Annotated in this window: 14 protein-coding genes; 7 read left to right on the top strand and 7 right to left on the bottom strand. The window is 69.8% G+C overall.

Annotated elements, in window-relative coordinates; translation table 11 throughout:
* Positions 1–36: 36 nt before the first annotated feature.
* The gene (locus ABZT04_RS02805; protein WP_356052195.1) at positions 37–1,863 is read left to right on the top strand and encodes an acyl-CoA dehydrogenase; all 1,827 of its coding nucleotides are present in this window, start codon (positions 37–39) and stop codon (positions 1,861–1,863) included.
* A 120-nt stretch (positions 1,864–1,983) separates the two neighbouring features.
* Positions 1,984–3,279 (top strand): M18 family aminopeptidase, encoded by a 1,296-nt coding sequence (locus ABZT04_RS02800; protein ID WP_356052193.1) that lies wholly within the window; start codon positions 1,984–1,986, stop codon positions 3,277–3,279.
* Positions 3,280–3,550: 271 nt separating this feature from the next.
* On the opposite strand, the gene ABZT04_RS02795 is transcribed toward ABZT04_RS02800, so the two are convergent.
* On the bottom strand, positions 3,551–5,008 hold the full coding sequence (locus ABZT04_RS02795; protein WP_356052191.1) for an MFS transporter: 1,458 nt from the start codon (positions 5,006–5,008) through the stop codon (positions 3,551–3,553).
* Between the two features lie 174 nt (positions 5,009–5,182).
* On the opposite strand from ABZT04_RS02795, the gene ABZT04_RS02790 reads away from it, so the two are divergent.
* On the top strand, positions 5,183–5,638 hold the full coding sequence (locus tag ABZT04_RS02790; protein ID WP_356052189.1) for a MarR family transcriptional regulator: 456 nt from the start codon (positions 5,183–5,185) through the stop codon (positions 5,636–5,638).
* Positions 5,639–5,700: 62 nt separating this feature from the next.
* On the opposite strand, the gene ABZT04_RS02785 is transcribed toward ABZT04_RS02790, so the two are convergent.
* From ABZT04_RS02785 to ABZT04_RS02770, 4 genes are all read right to left on the bottom strand, one after another.
* Positions 5,701–6,618: a hypothetical protein gene (locus ABZT04_RS02785; protein WP_356052187.1), complete on the bottom strand. Its 918-nt coding sequence runs from the start codon at positions 6,616–6,618 to the stop codon at positions 5,701–5,703.
* Between the two features lie 190 nt (positions 6,619–6,808).
* Positions 6,809–8,293: an alpha-amylase family glycosyl hydrolase gene (locus ABZT04_RS02780; RefSeq protein ID WP_356052185.1), complete on the bottom strand. Its 1,485-nt coding sequence runs from the start codon at positions 8,291–8,293 to the stop codon at positions 6,809–6,811.
* A complete protein-coding gene (locus ABZT04_RS02775) occupies positions 8,290–11,010 on the bottom strand; it encodes a glucosidase (RefSeq protein WP_356052183.1) in 2,721 nt (906 codons plus the stop codon). Before ABZT04_RS02775 ends, ABZT04_RS02780 begins: the two co-directional genes overlap by 4 nt.
* 105 nt (positions 11,011–11,115) lie before the next feature.
* Entirely contained in the window at positions 11,116–12,306 is a 1,191-nt protein-coding gene (locus ABZT04_RS02770; RefSeq protein WP_356052180.1) for an MFS transporter, read from the bottom strand.
* 225 nt (positions 12,307–12,531) lie between these two features.
* Here ABZT04_RS02770 and ABZT04_RS02765 point away from each other — a divergent pair, with 225 nt between their 5' ends.
* Together ABZT04_RS02765 and ABZT04_RS02760 are read left to right on the top strand one after the other, a co-directional pair.
* Positions 12,532–13,290, top strand: a complete 759-nt coding sequence (locus tag ABZT04_RS02765) for an SDR family NAD(P)-dependent oxidoreductase (protein ID WP_356052178.1) — start codon at positions 12,532–12,534, stop codon at positions 13,288–13,290.
* Positions 13,291–13,441: 151 nt separating this feature from the next.
* Positions 13,442–14,806: an FAD-dependent oxidoreductase gene (locus tag ABZT04_RS02760; protein WP_356052176.1), complete on the top strand. Its 1,365-nt coding sequence runs from the start codon at positions 13,442–13,444 to the stop codon at positions 14,804–14,806.
* 59 nt (positions 14,807–14,865) lie between these two features.
* On the opposite strand, the gene ABZT04_RS02755 is transcribed toward ABZT04_RS02760, so the two are convergent.
* Together ABZT04_RS02755 and ABZT04_RS02750 are read right to left on the bottom strand one after the other, a co-directional pair.
* The gene (locus ABZT04_RS02755) at positions 14,866–15,423 is read right to left on the bottom strand and encodes a dihydrofolate reductase family protein (RefSeq protein WP_356052174.1); all 558 of its coding nucleotides are present in this window, start codon (positions 15,421–15,423) and stop codon (positions 14,866–14,868) included.
* Between the two features lie 56 nt (positions 15,424–15,479).
* The gene (locus ABZT04_RS02750) at positions 15,480–16,466 is read right to left on the bottom strand and encodes a sigma-70 family RNA polymerase sigma factor (RefSeq protein ID WP_356052172.1); all 987 of its coding nucleotides are present in this window, start codon (positions 16,464–16,466) and stop codon (positions 15,480–15,482) included.
* Here ABZT04_RS02750 and ABZT04_RS02745 point away from each other — a divergent pair.
* The gene (locus ABZT04_RS02745; RefSeq protein ID WP_356052170.1) at positions 16,457–17,422 is read left to right on the top strand and encodes a DUF1152 domain-containing protein; all 966 of its coding nucleotides are present in this window, start codon (positions 16,457–16,459) and stop codon (positions 17,420–17,422) included. The two genes, ABZT04_RS02750 and ABZT04_RS02745, sit on opposite strands and share 10 nt — an antisense overlap.
* Before the next feature lie 248 nt (positions 17,423–17,670).
* Positions 17,671–18,047, top strand: a 377-nt coding sequence (locus ABZT04_RS02740; RefSeq protein WP_356052167.1) for a hypothetical protein, incomplete at its 3' end; no start/stop codon positions are given.

Here is an 18,047-nt window from a genome sequence, read left to right as displayed (position 1 = left end):
CATCTCGTTGCACATATCTCTTACGGAGTCGTCGCCATGGGGCACTACAAGTCGAATCTCCGCGACATCGAGTTCAACCTCTTCGAGGTCCTCGGGCGCGACAAGCTGTACGGCACCGGTCCGTTCGCGGAGATGGACACGGACACCGCGAAGAGCGTCCTGGAGGAGCTGACCCGCCTCGCGGAGAACGAACTGGCGGAGTCCTTCGCCGACGCCGACCGCAACCCGCCGGTCTTCGACCCGGAGACGAACACCGCGCCGGTGCCCGCCTCCTTCAAGAAGAGCTACAAGGCCTTCATGGAGTCGGAGTACTGGCGGCTGGGACTCCCCGAGGCCATCGGCGGTACGACGGCTCCCCCGTCCCTGATCTGGTCGTACGCGGAGCTGATCCTCGGCGCCAACCCGGCCGTGTGGATGTACTCCTCCGGTCCGGCCTTCGCCGGCATCCTCTACGACGAGGGCAACGACGTACAGAAGAAGATCGCGCAGCTCGCGGTGGAGCGGACCTGGGGTTCGACCATGGTGCTCACCGAGCCCGACGCGGGGTCGGATGTGGGTGCCGGTCGCACCAAGGCCGTGCAGCAGGAGGACGGCTCCTGGCACATCGAGGGCGTGAAGCGGTTCATCACCTCCGGTGAGCACGACATGGAGGAGAACATCCTTCACTACGTGCTGGCCCGCCCCGAGGGCCACGGCCCGGGCACCAAGGGCCTGTCCCTCTTCCTCGTACCGAAGTTCCTCTTCGACGTCGAGACCGGCGAGCTGGGCGAGCGCAATGGCGTGTACGCGACCAACGTCGAGCACAAGATGGGCCTCAAGGCCTCCAACACCTGCGAGATGACCTTCGGCGACCGCCACCCCGCCAAGGGCTGGCTGATCGGCGACAAGCACGACGGCATCCGCCAGATGTTCCGGATCATCGAGTTCGCCCGCATGATGGTCGGCACGAAGGCCATCTCGACGCTGTCGACCGGCTACCTCAACGCCCTCGAGTACGCCAAGGAGCGCGTCCAGGGCCCCGACCTCGCCGCCTTCGGCGACAAGACCGCGCCCAAGGTGACCATCACGCACCACCCGGACGTGCGCCGCTCGCTGATCACGCAGAAGGCGTACGCCGAGGGCATGCGCGCCCTGGTCCTCTACACCGCGTCGATCCAGGACTCGATCGCCGTCAAGGAGGCCGAGGGCGAGGACGCGTCGACCGAGCACGCGCTCAACGACCTGCTCCTGCCGATCGTCAAGGGCTACGGCTCCGAGAAGGGCTACGAGCAGCTCGCCCAGTCGCTGCAGACCTTCGGCGGCTCCGGGTTCCTCCAGGAGTACCCGATCGAGCAGTACATCCGCGACGCCAAGATCGACACCCTGTACGAGGGCACCACCGCGATCCAGGGCCAGGACTTCTTCTTCCGGAAGATCGTCCGCAACCAGGGCGCTGCCCTCAACTCCCTCGCCGAGGACATCAAGAAGTTCCTCGCGCTCGGGACGGGCGGCGAGGACCTGGCGGGCGCCCGCGAGCACCTCGCCAAGGCGGCCGTCGAGCTGGAGGCCATCGTCGGCCTGATGCTGACCGACCTCGCGGCGACCGAGCAGGACGTCAAGAACATCTACAAGGTGGGCCTCAACACCACCCGCCTGCTGCTCGCCTCCGGTGACGTGGTCGTCGGCTACCTGCTCCTCAAGGGCGCCGCCATCGCCGCCGAGAAGCTGGAGACGGCCTCCGCCAAGGACCGCGCCTTCTACACGGGCAAGATCGCGGCCGCGAAGTTCTTCGCGGCCAACGTCCTGCCGGGTGTCACCCTGGCCCGCAAGGTCGCCGAGGGTGTCGAGCTGGACCTGATGGAACTGGACGAGGCGGCCTTCTAGCCAGCCGTAGAACACGTTCCGGGACAGACCGGAACACCTTCGCGAAACCCCACATCGCCCTTACGAGGGCCCGCTCCCATCGCCGGGAGCGGGCCCTCGTACGTCGTTAAGGTGAACCCCATGAGCGAACCCTCCCGCTTCGACCGCGGCCACACCGACGACCTGATGTCCTTTCTCGCGGCGAGCCCCACGCCGTACCACGCCGTGGCGAACACCGCCGAGCGGCTGGAGAAGGCCGGATTCCGGCAGGTCGCCGAGACGGACGCCTGGGACGGGACGAGTGGCGGCAAGTACGTGCTGCGCGGCGGCGCGATCGTGGCCTGGTTCGTCCCCGAAGGTGCGGCCCCCCACACCTCCTTCCGCATCGTCGGCGCGCACACCGACTCCCCGAACCTGCGGGTCAAGCCGCGTCCCGACACCGGGGCGCACGGCTGGCGCCAGGTCGCCGTCGAGATCTACGGCGGCCCGCTCCTCAACTCCTGGCTCGACCGCGACCTCGGCCTGGCCGGCCGGCTGAGCCTGCGGGACGGCTCGACGCGGCTGGTGAACGTGGACCGGCCGCTGCTCAGGGTGCCCCAACTCGCCATCCACCTGGACCGTTCCGTGTCGGCGGAGGGGCTCAAGCTGGACAAGCAGCGCCACCTCCAGCCGATCTGGGGCATGGACGACGACGTCCGCGACGGCGACCTCATCGCCTTCCTGGAGGAGGAGTCGGGGCTCGCGCCGGGCGAGGTCACCGGCTGGGACCTGATGACGCACTCCGTGGAGCCGCCCGCCTACCTGGGCCGCGACCAGGAGTTGCTCGCCGGTCCGCGCATGGACAACCTGCTGTCCCTGCACGCCGGAGCGGCCGCGCTCACCTCCGTCGCCGCCCGCGAGAACCTGCCGTACATCCCGGTGCTCGCCGGCTTCGACCACGAGGAGAACGGCTCGCAGTCCGACACCGGCGCGGACGGGCCGCTGCTCGGCGGGGTGCTGGAGCGGTCGGTGTTCGCGCGCGGCGGCTCCTACGAGGACCGGGCCCGCGCCTTCGCCGGCACGGTCTGTCTCTCCTCCGACACCGGCCACGCGGTGCACCCCAACTACGCGGAGCGGCACGACCCGACGCACCACCCGCGGGTCAACGGCGGACCGATCCTCAAGGTCAACGTCAACAACCGCTACGCCACGGACGGTTCGGGCCGCGCGGTGTTCGCCGCCGCCTGCGAGAAGGCCGGGGTGCCCTTCCAGACCTTCGTCTCCAACAACTCCATGCCCTGCGGCACGACGATCGGCCCGATCACCGCGGCCCGGCACGGCATCAAGACCGTCGACATCGGCGTGGCGATCCTCTCCATGCACAGCGCCCGCGAACTCTGCGGCGACCAGGACCCGTTCCTGCTGGCCAACTCGCTGACGGCGTTCCTGGAGGGCTAGGTCGTGTCCGCAAAGTCCCGTCGTCCGCCCGCAGGGCGGGCCGCGCGGCGTCCGGTGCGTGCTCTCGCCGTGCCCGGCGCAGACCCTCGTACTGGACGTACTTGGGTCTGCGCCGGGTGCGGCGAGTGGGGGCACCTCCCACGCCCTTGAGGCAGGGGGGAGCGTGCCGGGCGCCGCGCGGCAGGCGGGACTTTGCGGACACGGCCTAGGACCGGTCTGGCGGTCCTTCGTCGCCGGGCAGCCTGTTCCCCGTGCGTTCAGCGCGCTTCGGTCAGGACTCGACCCCGGCCTCTTCGAGCGCGGTGGCCTGTTCGGACTGCTCCTTCTCGGACGCCGGTTGGCGTACCGCCGGGATCGTCGCCGCGACCAGGGCCGCTACGAGGGCGACGCCGCCGCCGATGAGCAGGCCGGTGCGGAAGCCGTTCTCGGAGGTGAAGGTGTAGCCGCCGGCCGTGGTGGTGAGCTGGGAGAGGACCACGCCGATCACCGCGGCGCCGATGGAGGTGCCGAGGGAGCGCATGAGGGTGTTGAAGCCGTTGGCGGCGGCGGTCTCGGCGAGCGGGACCGAGCTCATGATGAGGGCGGGCATCGCGCCGTAGGCCAGGCCGACGCCGCTGTTGATCACGATGACGACCACCATGAGACCCCAGGCGGAGCCCATGAGGGCCATCGACAGGGCGTAGCCGGCGGTGATCACGAGCACGCCGCTGATCAGGGTGAACTTGGGGCCGCGGGCGTTGGTGAGCTTTCCGCCGAGCGGGGAGACGATCATCATCATGATGCCGCCGGGGGCCATCCAGAGGCCGGCCGCGAGCATCGACTGACCCAGGCCGTAGCCGGTGGCCTCGGGGAACTGAAGGAGCTGGGGCACCACCAGCATGCTGGAGTACATGCCGACGCCGACGAACACCGAGGCGATGTTGGTGATCAGGACCCGGGGCCGGGCCGTGGTGCGCAGGTCGATCAGCGGGTCGCTGGTGCGCAGCTCCCACACACCCCAGGTCAAGAAGGCCACGACGGCGACGGCGAACAGGCCGAGGATGGTCGCCGAACCCCAGCCCCAGTCCGCGCCCTTCGAGATACCGAGCAGCAGGCAGACCAGGCCGACGGCGAGGCCGAGGGAGCCGGGGACGTCGAAGCGCTGACCCTTGGCGGCGGGCGGTACGTCCGGGATCAGGAACCAGATGAGGGCGGCGACGATCGCGGCGAGGGCGGCCGAACCCCAGAACAGGGCACGCCAGTTGGCGTACTGGGCGATGCCCGCGGCGAGCGGCAGGCCGAGGCCGCCGCCGATGCCCATGGAGGCGCTGACCAGGGCGATGGAGGGGCTGAGCCGCTCCTGCGGTACGACGTCCCGCAGCAGGGCGATGCCGAGCGGGACCATGCCCATGCCCATGCCCTGCAGACCGCGTCCGACGATCATCGGGACGACGGACGAGGAGAGCGCGCAGACGACCGAGCCCACGATCAGCGGGACGGAGCAGGCGAGCAGCATGCGGCGCTTGCCCAGCAGGTCGCCGAGGCGGCCGACGACCGGCACACAGACGGCCGCCACCAGCAGGGTGGCCGTGATCACCCACGCGGCGTTCGAGGACGAGGTGTGCAGCATCTCCGGGAGGTCGGCGATGAGCGGGGTGACCAGCGTCTGCATGATCGCGGCCGTGGTGCCGGCGAAGGCCAGCGTGGCGACCACGCCGCCTGCGCGTGCTGTGGGCTGGGGGGCGTCCATGACGGGACTCCTCGGCGTATCTGTTCAGTCGGGATAAGGCTTATGCATCGTACACATCGTATGTATCGAGCATGTGATCGGCATGCTGCATACCCTCGTGCGAGGATGGGGCCGGCCGTCCCGGACCGCAGGACACGGCGGCGGCATCGGCGGGAAGCAGGAGGCAGCGGACCGATGGACAGGCGCACACGCGAGATCGAGTACGAGCAGATGCTCCTCAGCCGGCACGGGCTGCTCTCGCACCGGGGCGGGCGCCGCAAGGACGGTGTGCTGGAGCGCAGCGCCTACATCCTGCTGAGCCGGATCCGTATCCAAGGGCCCATGTCCATCGGCGAGTTGAGCGACGCCTTCGGTCTCGACACATCCACCCTCAACCGGCAGACGGCGGCCGCCATGCGCTCCGGTCTTGTGGAGCGCATCCCCGATCCGCAGGGCGGGATGGCCCGCAAGTTCCGTATCACGGAGCTGGGCGCGCGGATGCTCGACGAGGAGCGCGAGGGGCTCGTGCAGTCGCTGGACCAGATCATGGACGACTGGTCGGAGGCGGACATCGCCGCCTTCGCGGCCTTTCTACGACGCTTCAACACCGATATCGAGCGGCTCGGCGGGCGCCCCTGGCCACGGCCGTGAGCCCTGCCCCGTGACAACTCACGGGGCAGGGCTGCCAGTTCACGTCGGACGACGTGTCCGGGTCAGGAGCGGCGGGCGCGGCCTGCCGCGTAGACACCTCCGGCACCGAGGGCGATCACGAGGGCCGCACCGCCGGCGATGAGACCGACCGGCGCGCTGGAACCGGTCTCCGCGAGCGGCTGCTTGCCGCCGTTGGGCGTCGGCGACGGAGTGGCGGACGGCGTCGCCTTCAGCGGCGGGATGTGCGCCGACGTGGGAGGTGTCGTCGACGGCTTGGGGCTGGCCGGCGGGGTCGACTCCTCGGCGGGAGGCGTGCTGTCGGCCGGGGTCGACGGCGTCGCGGGCGGAGCCGAGGCCGGCGGGGTCGGAGTGGGCGAGTCCGGCGTGCTGGGGGTGCACTCCTTGTCGCCTCCGTTCCAGGCCGCGATGAGGTGGTAGGGAGTCATGATGTTGTCGGGCTCGTAGGGCAGCGGGCCGTGGCCCTCGCCCGTGCCGCCGTCGTAGGTGACGTCGTCGCCGTACAGGTCGATCTGGCCGTAGCAGTCGGGCGACTCGACCTTGAGCTGCTGCCAGGTGTGCTGCGCGTCGTCCGCGCCGGCGACGTCCTTGGCGCTGAGGTAGACCGTGGCCTTGTCGACCATGGCCTGGTGGCCCGAGGTGTACCAGGTGGAGCCCTCGGTGGTGTATTCGGCGAGCGAGACGGGGTACTTGCAGCCGTCTCCCACGCTCTGGTCGGGAGCGAGCCGGACCTCGACGGTGCCGGGGACGGTGTCCCACTGGTGGAAGCCGCCCTGCGAGGTCCAGTCCGCGCCGACGACGTTTCCGTCGGCGCCGACGATGCGGTACTGCACCGTCGCGGACTGGCATCCGCCTGACTCGGCGGCACTCGCCTGGCCGGCCGCGAGTACGGGCGCGGCGGCGGCTATGAACGCGGTGGCGGCGAAGGCGGACAGGGTTCTGAGGTGGTGCGAACGTGACAAAGTGAGCCTCGGCGATGGTGAAAGGTGTGGGAGGTGGCAGAGCGCGACCGGTGGGCGCACGGAAGAAACGGTCGAAGGCGTGCGCGACCGGACCGCTCACATCGCTTCACTCAGTGAAAGCACAGCGAAGCAAGCCGAATTCTTGTCACCTTTCACAACTCCCGTCAATCCTTCACCAGTTGGCCACAGGTCAAGATCCGGGCAGCACGTCGACCAGATGCCAGCGAAGCCCCTCCAAGTCGACGTACAGACCGGGGTCGAACAGCTCGTCGCCGTCCCGGTCGTAGGTCCGGCCGGTGAGCAGTTCGGTGAGTTGGTGCGGGCCGCCGCGCAGGTCGGTCCACGGAAGGCGGACCCGGCCCTGGGCGGGCCGGTCGGAGAGGTTGACGACGACGAGGTGACGGCTGGACGACCTCGTCCAGGACCAGGCGACCAGGTTCTCGTGGGTGGGATTGTCCGGCCAGCCGGTGCAGTCGAGCAGCCGCCACTCCCCCTCCGTGCGCATCCCGGAGGCGGCGACCGCGGCGAGCAACTGGTGCTGGAAGGCGAGGAGTTCCTTGTCGACGGGCTCCTCCGGGCGGCGGGCGAGGAAGACCGGCAGACGTACCCGGCGCCCCTCGAACTGGCCCTCGTGCCAGAGTGTCGCGCCGGGCAGGGTGGCGACGGTGACCGCCGCCGCGCGTTCCCGCTCGGGTGACAGGGTGGCGGCGGCCCGGGGCTCGTCGTGGTTCTCCAGGAAGCGGACCAGGCCGCGCTGGTAGCCGACGTCCGCCTGGAGGTGGCCGCGCACCGAATCGGCGCCCTCGTGGAGCAGCCGGTCGTAGAGCCGTTTGTCGTAGCAGTGGTCGAACCCCTGCTGCTGGAGCGCGAATTCGAGGTCCCAGTACGCCTCGGCGACGAAGAGGAAATCGGGATGGCGCTCGCGGACCCGCGGAATGACGTACGGCCAGAAGTCCTCGGCCGGTACGGTGCCCGCTCGTTCGCCCCAGGTCTTCGTGAACACGTCGGTCATCAGCAGCATGGCCATGTCGCAGCGCACACCGTCCGCCTGGTCGGCGATCGAGGCCAGGGTGTCGACGGCCGCCGTGCGCAACTCGTCACTGAAGGCGTTGAGTTGGACGACGTCCGGCCAGGGCGCGAAGTAGGGGTCACGGCCCCGGGCGAACACCTTGCCGCCGGTCTCCAGGAAGGCGCCGGGATCGCGGGCCAAGTCGTCCGGGGTGCCCTGGACCAGGCAACCGGGCCGTTCGGTCAGCCAGGGGTGGTCGGGGGCCACATGGTTGGGGACGTGGTCGAGGATCAACCGGACACCACGGGCGGCCAGTTGGGCGCGGGCCGCGGCCAGTCCCTCGGGGCCGCCGAGGGATGCGTCGACGACGTAGTCGCGGACGCAGTACGGCGATCCGGCCACGTCCTCGGGGCGGAGGTCGGGCAGGGCAGCCCGGAACGACGCCTGGAGCGACGGGTCGCGCAGGGCGATCTCCAGTCCGGCCGGGCTGCGCTGCCACACGCCCATCAGCCAGACGGCGTCGACACCCGCGAGCGCGACCTCGTCCCAGGCGGGCGCCGGCACCTCGCCGAGGGTGACACGGCGGCCGTAGCGGCTGCTCAACTCATCCAGCCAGACAAGGGTGTTGATCTCGTAGATCACCGGATGGTCGGGCCAGGCGGTCATGACAGCGGCTCCTCTCGGTCGCCGGTCGGGCGCAGGCTCTCGCGGCCCCGGGCCGACCACTCGCCGTCGCCCAGGGTGTGGAAGAGGGTGGCGGTGATGGCCGACAGGCCGGTCCAGCCGGTCTGGTGGGAGGCGCCGAGGCCGGCGCCGTTGTCGCCGTGGAAGTACTCGTAGAAGAGGATCAGGTCCTTCCAGTGCGGGTCCTTGGCGAACTTGGCCTGGGCGCCGTGCACCGGCCGGTGTCCGTCGCCGTCGCTCAGGAAGGTGGCGGTGAGCCGGTCGGAGATCTCGCGGGCGACCTCGTAGAGCGTGAGGTGTCGGCCCGAGCCGGTCGGGCACTCGACGGTGAACTCGCCATCGTGGAAGACATGCAGGTTGAGCAGGGCGCGGATCAGCAGCAGGTTGACCGGGAACCACACCGGGCCACGCCAGTTGGAGTTGCCGCCGAACATGCCGGAGTCGGACTCGGCCGGCAGATAGCCGACGCCGTACGTCTCCCCGTGCACCTCGAAGGTGTACGGGTGCTCGGCGTGGTAGCGGGAGAGGGAGCGGATGCCGTGCGGGCCGAGGAACTCGTCCTCGTCGAGCATCCGGGACAGGATGCGCCGCAGCCGGTCCTCGCCGAACAGGGCGAACAGATAACGGCCGTCGGCGTTCGGGCCAAGCGCCTCAAGCGTGGACACCGTGGCCTGCACGGCCGGGTGGCGTTCGATGAACTCCCTTGCTCCCGCGACGAGTTCGGGGAAGCGCTGGTCCGCCCAGCCGCCGACCAGGCTGGTGGCCGCGAGGGGGATCAGTCCGACGAGCGAGCGTACCTTGAGCCGGGTCGCCGTGCCGTCGGGCAGCCGCAGCACGTCGTAGAAGAAGCCGTCCTCCTCGTCCCACAGGCTCGCGTTGTCCGCGCCGATGCGGTTCATGGCGACAGCGATCCACGCGAAGTGCTCGAACAGGGACTGCGCCTGCTCGACGTAGACGGGGTTGTCGACCGCCAACTCCAGTGCGATCTCAAGGAGGTTCTGGCAGTACAGGGCCATCCACGCGGTGCCGTCGGCCTGGTCGAGGTGGCCGCCGGTAGGGAGCGGGGCGCTGCGGTCGAAGACGCCGATGTTGTCGAGGCCGAGGAAACCGCCCTGGAAGACGTTGTTGCCGTCGGTGTCCTTGCGGTTGAGCCACCAGGTGAAGTTCTTCATCAGCTTCTGGAAGGCGTTCTCCAGGAACGCCCGGTCGCCCTTGCCGGTGCGGTGCTTCTCCAACTCGTAGAGGAACAGGGTGGCCCAGGCGTGCACGGGCGGGTTGACGTCGCCGAAGTTCCATTCGTAGGCCGGGATCTGGCCGTTGGGATGGAGGTAGAGGCGGCGCAGCAGCAGGTCCAACTGGCCCTTGGCGAAGGTGAGATCGACCATCGAGAGGGCGACGGTGTGGAAGGCGAGGTCCCAGGCCGCGAACCACGGGTACTCCCAGGTGTCCGGCATCGACATGATCTCGTCGTTGACCATGTGGTACCAGTTGCTGTTCCGCACCCGGGGGTCGGAGGCGAGCGGGTCGACCCCGTGCTCGGAGAGCCAGCGCTCGACGTCGAGGTAGTAGTACTGCTTGCTCCACAGCATCCCGGCCAACGCCTGTCGGATCAGCCGTCGTTGGTCGACGCCCAGGTCGGAGGGTGTGATGCCGTCGTAGAACTGGTCTGCTTCGGCGCGGCGTCGGGTCATGACCGTGTCGAAGTCCGCGCTCCAGTCCGGCAGTTCGGCGGCGCTGAGGCGCAGGCGGACGGTGGCGCTCTGCCCGCCGGGGATGGTGAGCACGTGGTGGACGGCGGCCTTGGTGCCGGTCCGGTCGGGGTTGACGGCTCCGGTCTCGCCCTGGACGACGTAGCGGTCGATGCCGTCCTTGACGTACGGGGAGGCGTTCGAACTGCCGAAGATCTTCTCGTTGTTGGTGTCGTTCTCGGTGAACAGGGTCGGCGCTTCCGCGTCGCAGTACAGCCATCGAGGGCCCAGCTCCTCGTGGTCGGCGCGGAGCGGGCCGCCGGGTTCCTGGTGGATGGCCGGTACGGCGGTGCCGCCCGCCCAGGACCAGGTGTGCCGGAACCACAGGGTCGGCAGCAGGTGCAACGGGGCTTCGTCGGGGCCGCGGTTGTGCGCGGTGATCTCGATCAGCAGGTCCTCGGGGCCGGCCTTGGCGTACTCGACGAACACGTCGAAGTAGCGGTCCTCGTCGAAGATTCCGGTGTCGAGGAGTTCGTACTCGAAGTCGCCGCGGCCCCGGTCCCGGTTGGTCGCTTTGAGGTCCTCGTACGGGTACTCCGCCTGCGGGTACTTGTAGAGGTACTTCATGTACGAGTGCGTGGGCGTGCTGTCGAGGTAGAAGTAGTACTCCTTGACGTCCTCGCCGTGGTTTCCCTCGGAGTTGGTGAGGCCGAACATCCGCTCCTTGAGGATCGGGTCGCGGCCGTTCCACAACGCGAGCGCGAAACACAGCCGCTGCTTGTCGTCGCTGACACCCGCGATGCCGTCCTCGCCCCAGCGATAGGCACGGGAGCGCGCCTGGTCGTGAGTGAAGTACGACCAGGCGTCGCCGCCCTGGCTGTAGTCCTCCCGTACGGTCCCCCACTGGCGCTCGCTCAGATAGGGACCCCAACGGCGCCAGGGCACCCCGGAATCGTCGGCCTCGGCCAGCCGTCGCCGCTCGGCGTCCGCTGTTTCACCGCTCGTCCCCATCGTGTGTCCTCCTCATGGCCCGGCACATTCCTTCAGACTCAGGCGTCTTGGACCCGACCGCAACGGCTGACACGGATGGCCATGCGGTGGTCTTGTCCCGTTCGATCACCGGGTCCGGACGGGGCGTACGGCGGAGTCGGCGAGGAGCATCGCCACGGCTGGCAGCAGTGCCGCTGCCGCCGCGATCGGCGCGACCAGGAACGCTCCGGTGCTGCCGTGGCGGTCGGCGAGGTACCCAGCCAGTGCCTGACCGCTCGCGGTGCCGAGGGGGCCTCCTGCGCACAGGATCGACAGTGCGGCGGTCGCCCGGTCGGGGGGCGCGAGACGTTCGGTGAGGGCGTAGAGGCTGATCATGTAAGGGGCCACGGTCACGCCGGCGAGGGTCATGGCGGCGGGAACGGCGTTCTGGCTGACCCCGATGAACAGGGTGAGCGCACCCAGGAGCAGGGTCGCCGCGAAGGTCACATACCGGTGGATCAGGGTGAACCGCGCGGGAAGCCAGGCGCAGGCCGCGCCGGCCAGGGCACTGCCGATGCCGAAGAGGGCGTAGAGAAGTCCCGCGCTGCCGGGGTGCCCGCTGTCGTTGGCGTACGCGGTGACACCGGTCTGTACCGCGCCGAACACGGTGCCCATGGCGGCCATGGCGAGGAACAGGGCCACAAGTGGCAGTCGCGGCAAGGGGGTTCGCGAGGAAGGCGGCCTCTCCCGATGCTCGGCCTCCCCGTCCGACAGGGACAACGCGAAGGGCAACGTGGCCAGGACGAGGAGGGCTACGGCCGCCACGGTCGGTGCCGTCGGGCTGAGGGAGGTGAGCAGTCCGACGATCGCCGGTCCGGCGACGAAGCTGATCTCGTCGACGGTGGCCTCGTACGAGAAGGCTGTGGATATGAGGTCGGTTCGCCCGCTTGTCCGCAGCAGGCGTGACCAGTGCACGCGGACCAGGGCGCCGACCGGCGGTTGGGTGAGACCCGAGAGGGCCGCCGCGATGAGCATGCTCGCGCGGCCGGTGTGGCTCGCCGCGACGAGGCCGCTCAGGGCAACGGCGTTGGCCAGTGCGGTGACCGTCCCGACGAGGCGGTGGCCGTGCCGGTCGGCCAGCGCCCCGGAGAGCGGACCGCCCAAAGCGTTGGCGCAGCCCTGGGCCGCCGCGGCGAGACCGGCGAACGCGTAGCTGCCGGAGGCGGCCTGGACGAGGACGAGTGTCGCGAGGGCGGAGGTGGCGTAGGGAAGGCGGGCGAGGAACCCGAGCGGGAAGAATCCCGCGCCGGGAACGCGGAGGAGGGATCGGTACGCCATCGGCGTCTCCCGTGAACATGTCGGAGAGACGCGCTACCCAGCCACCGGCGCGTTGACGATCCCGATTCTGTCCGCAGCCTAGCCAGCGGACCGGTCCGTCACCAGTGAGTTGAACCCCTTTCGAGCGGGGGGTCCGGTGCCCTGTGCAGTGCCGCGAATATGGCGTTCTCACATAGCGAGAGGTAGCCTCCCACTCGATCGTCACGTCTCGCCGGGGAGGCCGTCATGGCAGGCACGATGCAGGGCAGGGTCGCGGTGATCAGCGGGGGTTCGACCGGGGTGGGACGGGCCGTCGGGGCATTGCTCGCCGAGAGCGGGGCGCGGGTGGTGCTGCTCGCCCGGCGTGCCGACCGGCTGGAGGCGGCCGCGCGGGAGATGGCGGGGTCGGTGCTGACGATTCCGACCGACGTGAGTGACGGGGACAGTGTCCGCGCGGCGTTCGCTCAGGTCGAGGAGCGGTTCGGGCGGGTGGACATCCTGGTGAACAGTGCCGGGGCCGCCCGTATCCGCGCCATCGAGGAGACCGCCGACGAGGACATCCACGCCTGCGTGGGCACCAACCTCCTGGGCCCGATCCACACGATCCGCTCGGCCGTGCCCCTGCTGCGGGCGGCGGGAGGCGGTGACATTCTCAACATCTCCTCCGAGATCACCCTGGACCACATGCCGCTGATGGCCATGTACGCGGCGAGCAAGCACGGCCTGAACGGCTTCACCGCCGCGATGCACAAGGAGCTGCGCGGCGACGGCATCCGGGTCACCCTGGTGATCCTGGGCTCGGTCTCGGACAGCGCGTTCTACGAGAACTTCACCGGCGAGGACCGGCAGCGCGCCGCCCCGGCGTGGGAGGCGGACGGCTATCTGACCAGGGTGGGAGCCATGAAGCCGCTCCTTTCGGCCACCGTCGCCCGGGTCCTGCTCCAGTTGCTCGGCACACCGCCCGAGGTCGTCCAGGACGTGGTGCACATCCGTCCTGCGGGCTGAGGATCCCGGCCCGACCGCCCCATGGACTGGACTTCGACACCCCATAAGCCGGCCTTATGAGGTCATAGACCGGACCCGCATACCGGGTTAGGCATGCCTTAGTTTAGGCTTCCCGTCGAGTCGCTCACTATCGCTCGAAGGGAACCTGATCATGCCGCGCCCCCTGCGGGTAGCCATCGTCGGAGCCGGCCCCGCCGGGATCTACGCCGCCGACGCCCTGCTCAAGTCCGAGGTGGCCGCCGAACCCGGCGTGTCCATCGACCTCTTCGAGCGGATGCCCGCGCCCTTCGGCCTGATCCGGTACGGCGTCGCCCCCGACCACCCGCGCATCAAGGGCATCATCACCGCCCTGCACCAGGTCCTGGACAAACCGCAGATCCGTCTCTTCGGCAACGTCGACTACCCGACCGACATCAGCCTGGACGACCTGCGCAGCTTCTACGACGCGGTGGTCTTCTCCACCGGCGCCACGGCCGACCGTGAGATGTCCATACCCGGCATCGAGCTCGACGGCTCCTACGGTGCCGCCGACTTCGTCTCCTGGTACGACGGCCACCCGGACGTCCCGCGCACCTGGCCGCTGGAGGCGGAGAAGGTCGCCGTCCTCGGTGTCGGCAACGTGGCCCTCGACGTGGCCCGCATCCTGGCCAAGACGGGCGACGAGCTGCTGCCGACCGAGATCCCGCCGAACGTTTACGAGGGCCTCAAGGCCAACAAGGCCCTGGAGGTCCACGTCTTCGGCCGCCGCGGCCCGGCGCAGGCGAAGTTCAGCCCGATGGAGCTGCGCGAGCTGGACCACTCCCCGAACATCGAGGTCATCGTCGACCCCGAGGACATCGACTACGACGAGGGCTCGATCACCACCCGCCGTGGCAACAAGCAGGCCGACATGGTCGCCAAGACCCTGGAGAACTGGGCGATCCGCGATGTCGGCGACCGCCCGCACAAGCTCTTCCTGCACTTCTTCGAGTCCCCGGCGGAGATCCTCGGCGAGGACGGCAAGGTCGTCGGCCTGCGCACCGAGCGCACCGCGCTCGACGGCACCGGCAACGTCAAGGGCACCGGCGAGTTCAAGGACTGGGACGTCACCGCGATCTACCGTGCGGTCGGCTACCTCTCCGACAAGCTCCCCAAGCTTCCCTGGGACATCGAGTCGGGCACGGTCCCGGACAAGGGTGGCCGGGTCATCCAGGAGACCGGCGAGCACCTCCAGTCGACGTACGTCACGGGCTGGATCCGGCGCGGCCCGGTCGGTCTGATCGGCCACACCAAGGGCGATGCCAACGAGACGGTCGCGAACCTGCTCGACGACCACGTCAACGGCCGTTTGCACACGCCTGTTTCGCCCGACCCGGAGGCCGTGGACGCGTTCTTCGCCGAGCGGAACGTCCGCTTCACCACCTGGGACGGCTGGTACAAGCTGGACGCCGCCGAGAAGGCGCTGGGCGAGCCGCAGGGCCGCGAGCGCGTGAAGCTCGTCGAGCGTGAGGACATGCTCAGGGCGAGCGGCGCCTAAGCGCCACCGAGTTGAAGGCGAGGGGCCCGGCGGACATATCGCCGGGCCCCTCGCGCAGGTCAGCTCACCGCCCGCCCGTACCGCGCGTACACGGTGGACCCCGTCTTCTCCACCGCCAGGCAGTCCAGGCGCGCGGACGGGCCGCCCGCCGGGAAGAGCCGCTCGCCGGCGCCGAGGACCGTGGGGAAGGTGATCAGCCGGTACTCGTCGACGAGGTCCTCCGCCATCAGCGCGCGGACGACGCTCAGGCTGCCGATGACGATCACGTCCCGCTCCTCGCGCTTCACCGCGTCGACGAGATCGCCGTCGAGGACGGTCGAATGCGACCACGCCGACACATCGGTAAGGGTGCGGGTTGCGACCAGCTTCGGCACGGCGTTCATGTGTGCGGCGAACGGTTCGTCGCGGCCCGGCCACAGCCGGGAGAACGCCTCCCAGGTGGTGCGGCCGAGCAGCATGACCCCCTGGTCGAGGATGCTGCCCAGCCGGAACTTGTCGCCGCCGATCTCCTCACGGCCGTAGCGGAAGATCCAGCCGCCGTCCGGGCTGCCCTCGGACCCGTCGGGGTCGGACACGATCCCGTCCAGGGTGATGAACTGGATGACGATGACGCTCATGATGGGTGTCCCTTCGGTCGATGCTCACCGGTACATACCGGCGGCGTCGGCCGAACTCATCGCGGCGGGCGCGGTCCGTCCGAAGAAATCTGTCGCGGCAGGTGGAAGGACTCCAGGACCAGCGGGTCGGTGAACACGACGTTGCCGGTGACGCGCCCGCCGGCGACGGTGAAGACCTGGACGCTGTGCAGCCACCGATGTCCCTCGGGGCTCGCCGCGTACGCGGCGAGTGCCGGCTGACCGTTTACGGACAGGTGCGTCAACACCCAGTCCGTGCCCCGGAGTTCGAAGACCCGGCGCATGAACGCGCCGTAGTGCTCGGTGCCCCGGAACCAGAGCGGGACCGGCGGCATCTCCAGGACGACCTCGTGGGCCAGGAGTCGTACGAGGGCGGGGACGTCCGCCGCCTCGAAGGCCCGCAGGTAGCGGTCGATCACCTCGCGTGCCTCGGGGTCGTCGGGTTCGGTGATCGCGTCGCTGTCGCCGACGTCCGTGAGCGCGGCGCGGGCGCGCTGGAGTGTGCTGTTGACGGCGGGGACGGTGGTGTCGAGCTGGTCGGCGACCTCGGCGGCGCTGAACTGGAGCACCTCGCGCAGGACGAGTACGGCCCGCTGCCGCGCCGGCAGGTGTTGGAGGGCGACGACGAGGGCGAGCCGCATGTCCGCCCGCGCCTCCATGTCGTAGCGGGCGTCGGGAAAGGGCTGGAGCCAGGGGATGTCGGCCGCCGGGGTGAGCGGTGTCCCGGGGTCCTCGCCGGGTGCGCCGAGGCCGGACGGCAGCGGGCGGCGGGCCCGTCCTTCGAGCGCGGTGAGGCACACATTGGTGGCGATGCGGTACAGCCAGGTCCGTACGGACGCCCGCGCGGGGTCGTACCGGTCGCGGGCCTTCCACGCGCGCAGCATCGTCTCCTGCACCAGGTCCTCGGCCTCGTGGAACGAGCCCGTCATGCGATAGCAGTACGCCACCAACTCGCCCCGGAACGCCTCGAAGTCCACCCGCCCATCATGGCCCACGGGACTGTTAGCGTCCTGAGGTGTTCTCACTTCTCGAACCCCCGTTCCTTTCCCGGCTGCGCGACGCGCGCCGGATTCTCGTCGCCGGTGCGGGCGGCGGCTTCGACGTCTACGCCGGGCTGCCCCTGGCCCTGGCGCTGCGCGCGGCCGGCAAGGAGGTGCACCTCGCCAACCTGTCCTTCGCCGACCTCTACGGCCTCGACCAGGACGTGTGGCTGGAGCCGGACGTCGCGGCGATCCGGCCCGGAACACAGGCCCGGGGCGACTACTTCCCCGAGCGGTCCCTCGCGCGCTGGCTCGACCTGCACGACATACCGTCCACGGTGTACGCGTTCCCGCTCACCGGTGTGCGGCCGCTGCGGGACGCGTACCGCGCGCTGATCGGGCATCTCGGCGGGGTCGACGCCGTCGTGCTGGTGGACGGCGGGACCGACATCCTGATGCGGGGTGACGAGCACGGACTGGGCACGCCGGAGGAGGACATGGTCAGCCTCGCGGCGGTGAACGGGCTCGACGAGGTGGCGGTGCGACTGGTGGCGTGCCTCGGCTTCGGTATCGACGCGTATCACGGGGTCAACCACTCGCTGGTCCTGGAGAATCTGGCCGCGCTGGAGCGTGACGGTCACTACCTCGGCGCGTTCTCCCTGCCGCGCGAGAGCCGCGAGGGGCGGCTGTACCTCGACGCGGTGGCCCACGCCCAGGAGTCCACTCCGGAGCATCCGAGCATCGTCAACGGTTCCGTGGCGGCGGCCGTACGCGGAGACTTCGGGGACGTCCGGTTCACCGAACGCACGCGTGGCAGCGAGCTGTTCATCAATCCGCTGATGGCCCTGTACTTCTGCGTGGACGCGCTGGGGCTCGCGCGCCGCAATCTCTATCTCGACCGGCTGGAGGGGACCGCCCTGATCCGGCAGGTGAGTTCCCTCATCGCGGAGTTCCGCGACGAACTGCCACGGCAGCGGGCACCACGCGCCTACCCCCACTGACCGACCGGAAGGAGATCGCGGGGTCGAACGAATACTTGGGGACCATAAATGCTGTGAAGTGCCTCACGACGGGTAGTTCTTAACTCAGCGCCTCTTCCGCGTGAACACCTCCACTCAAAGGAACTGTGGTCTTGGCTCTCGCGTACCCTGACGCCCCGTCAGCCCGTCGACCCGGGCGTATCTGGACTATTCGCATCACCGGTCACCGCGACCGCACCGCGTCGGTCAGTTGCTCCTCCGGGTGCGGCATGCCCGCGCGGTCGCGCGACATCGCGGCCCTGCGCCGCTTCGCCGAAGCCCATGCGGCCGCTCATGCCAGAGCGGCGACCGTACGCCCCGACGCCGCCTGCGGCTGCCGCCGGCAGCGGTGCGCGGCGCACGAGGGGACCCGGGTCGACTGCTCGGGTTCGGTGCTGCTCGTACTGCGTCACGATCCCGCGGTCGGTCAGGTGTGGACCCTGACCGAGGTCTGCGCGGCCTGCGCCTCGCTGATGACGCACACCCGAGTCGTCGGCAAGCCGCTGCCGCGCACCCGGCCGCCACGCGAGGAGCCGGTCGTACCCGTGCAGGCGCCGTCCGCGACGAGCGCGCGTCCGGTGCCGGCCGGCTTCAGCGCGCCCGCGCC

The organism is Streptomyces sp. NPDC005492, assembly GCF_040605995.1.
Taxonomy (GTDB): Bacteria; Actinomycetota; Actinomycetes; order Streptomycetales; family Streptomycetaceae; genus Streptomyces.
This window is presented reverse-complemented; position numbering and strand designations above follow the sequence as displayed.

What these genes read in the sequence shown, in the direction of transcription:
- ABZT04_RS02805 (WP_356052195.1), top strand. Translation starts at nt 37, where the DNA reads ATGGGGCACTACAAGTCGAATCTCCGCGACATCGAGTTCAACCTCTTC.
- ABZT04_RS02800 (WP_356052193.1), top strand. Translation starts at nt 1,984, where the DNA reads ATGAGCGAACCCTCCCGCTTCGACCGCGGCCACACCGACGACCTGATG.
- ABZT04_RS02795 (WP_356052191.1), bottom strand. Translation starts at nt 5,008, where the DNA reads ATGGACGCCCCCCAGCCCACAGCACGCGCAGGCGGCGTGGTCGCCACG.
- ABZT04_RS02790 (WP_356052189.1), top strand. Translation starts at nt 5,183, where the DNA reads ATGGACAGGCGCACACGCGAGATCGAGTACGAGCAGATGCTCCTCAGC.
- ABZT04_RS02780 (WP_356052185.1), bottom strand. Translation starts at nt 8,293, where the DNA reads ATGACCGCCTGGCCCGACCATCCGGTGATCTACGAGATCAACACCCTT.
- ABZT04_RS02775 (WP_356052183.1), bottom strand. Translation starts at nt 11,010, where the DNA reads ATGGGGACGAGCGGTGAAACAGCGGACGCCGAGCGGCGACGGCTGGCC.
- ABZT04_RS02770 (WP_356052180.1), bottom strand. Translation starts at nt 12,306, where the DNA reads ATGGCGTACCGATCCCTCCTCCGCGTTCCCGGCGCGGGATTCTTCCCG.
- ABZT04_RS02765 (WP_356052178.1), top strand. Translation starts at nt 12,532, where the DNA reads ATGGCAGGCACGATGCAGGGCAGGGTCGCGGTGATCAGCGGGGGTTCG.
- ABZT04_RS02760 (WP_356052176.1), top strand. Translation starts at nt 13,442, where the DNA reads ATGCCGCGCCCCCTGCGGGTAGCCATCGTCGGAGCCGGCCCCGCCGGG.
- ABZT04_RS02755 (WP_356052174.1), bottom strand. Translation starts at nt 15,423, where the DNA reads ATGAGCGTCATCGTCATCCAGTTCATCACCCTGGACGGGATCGTGTCC.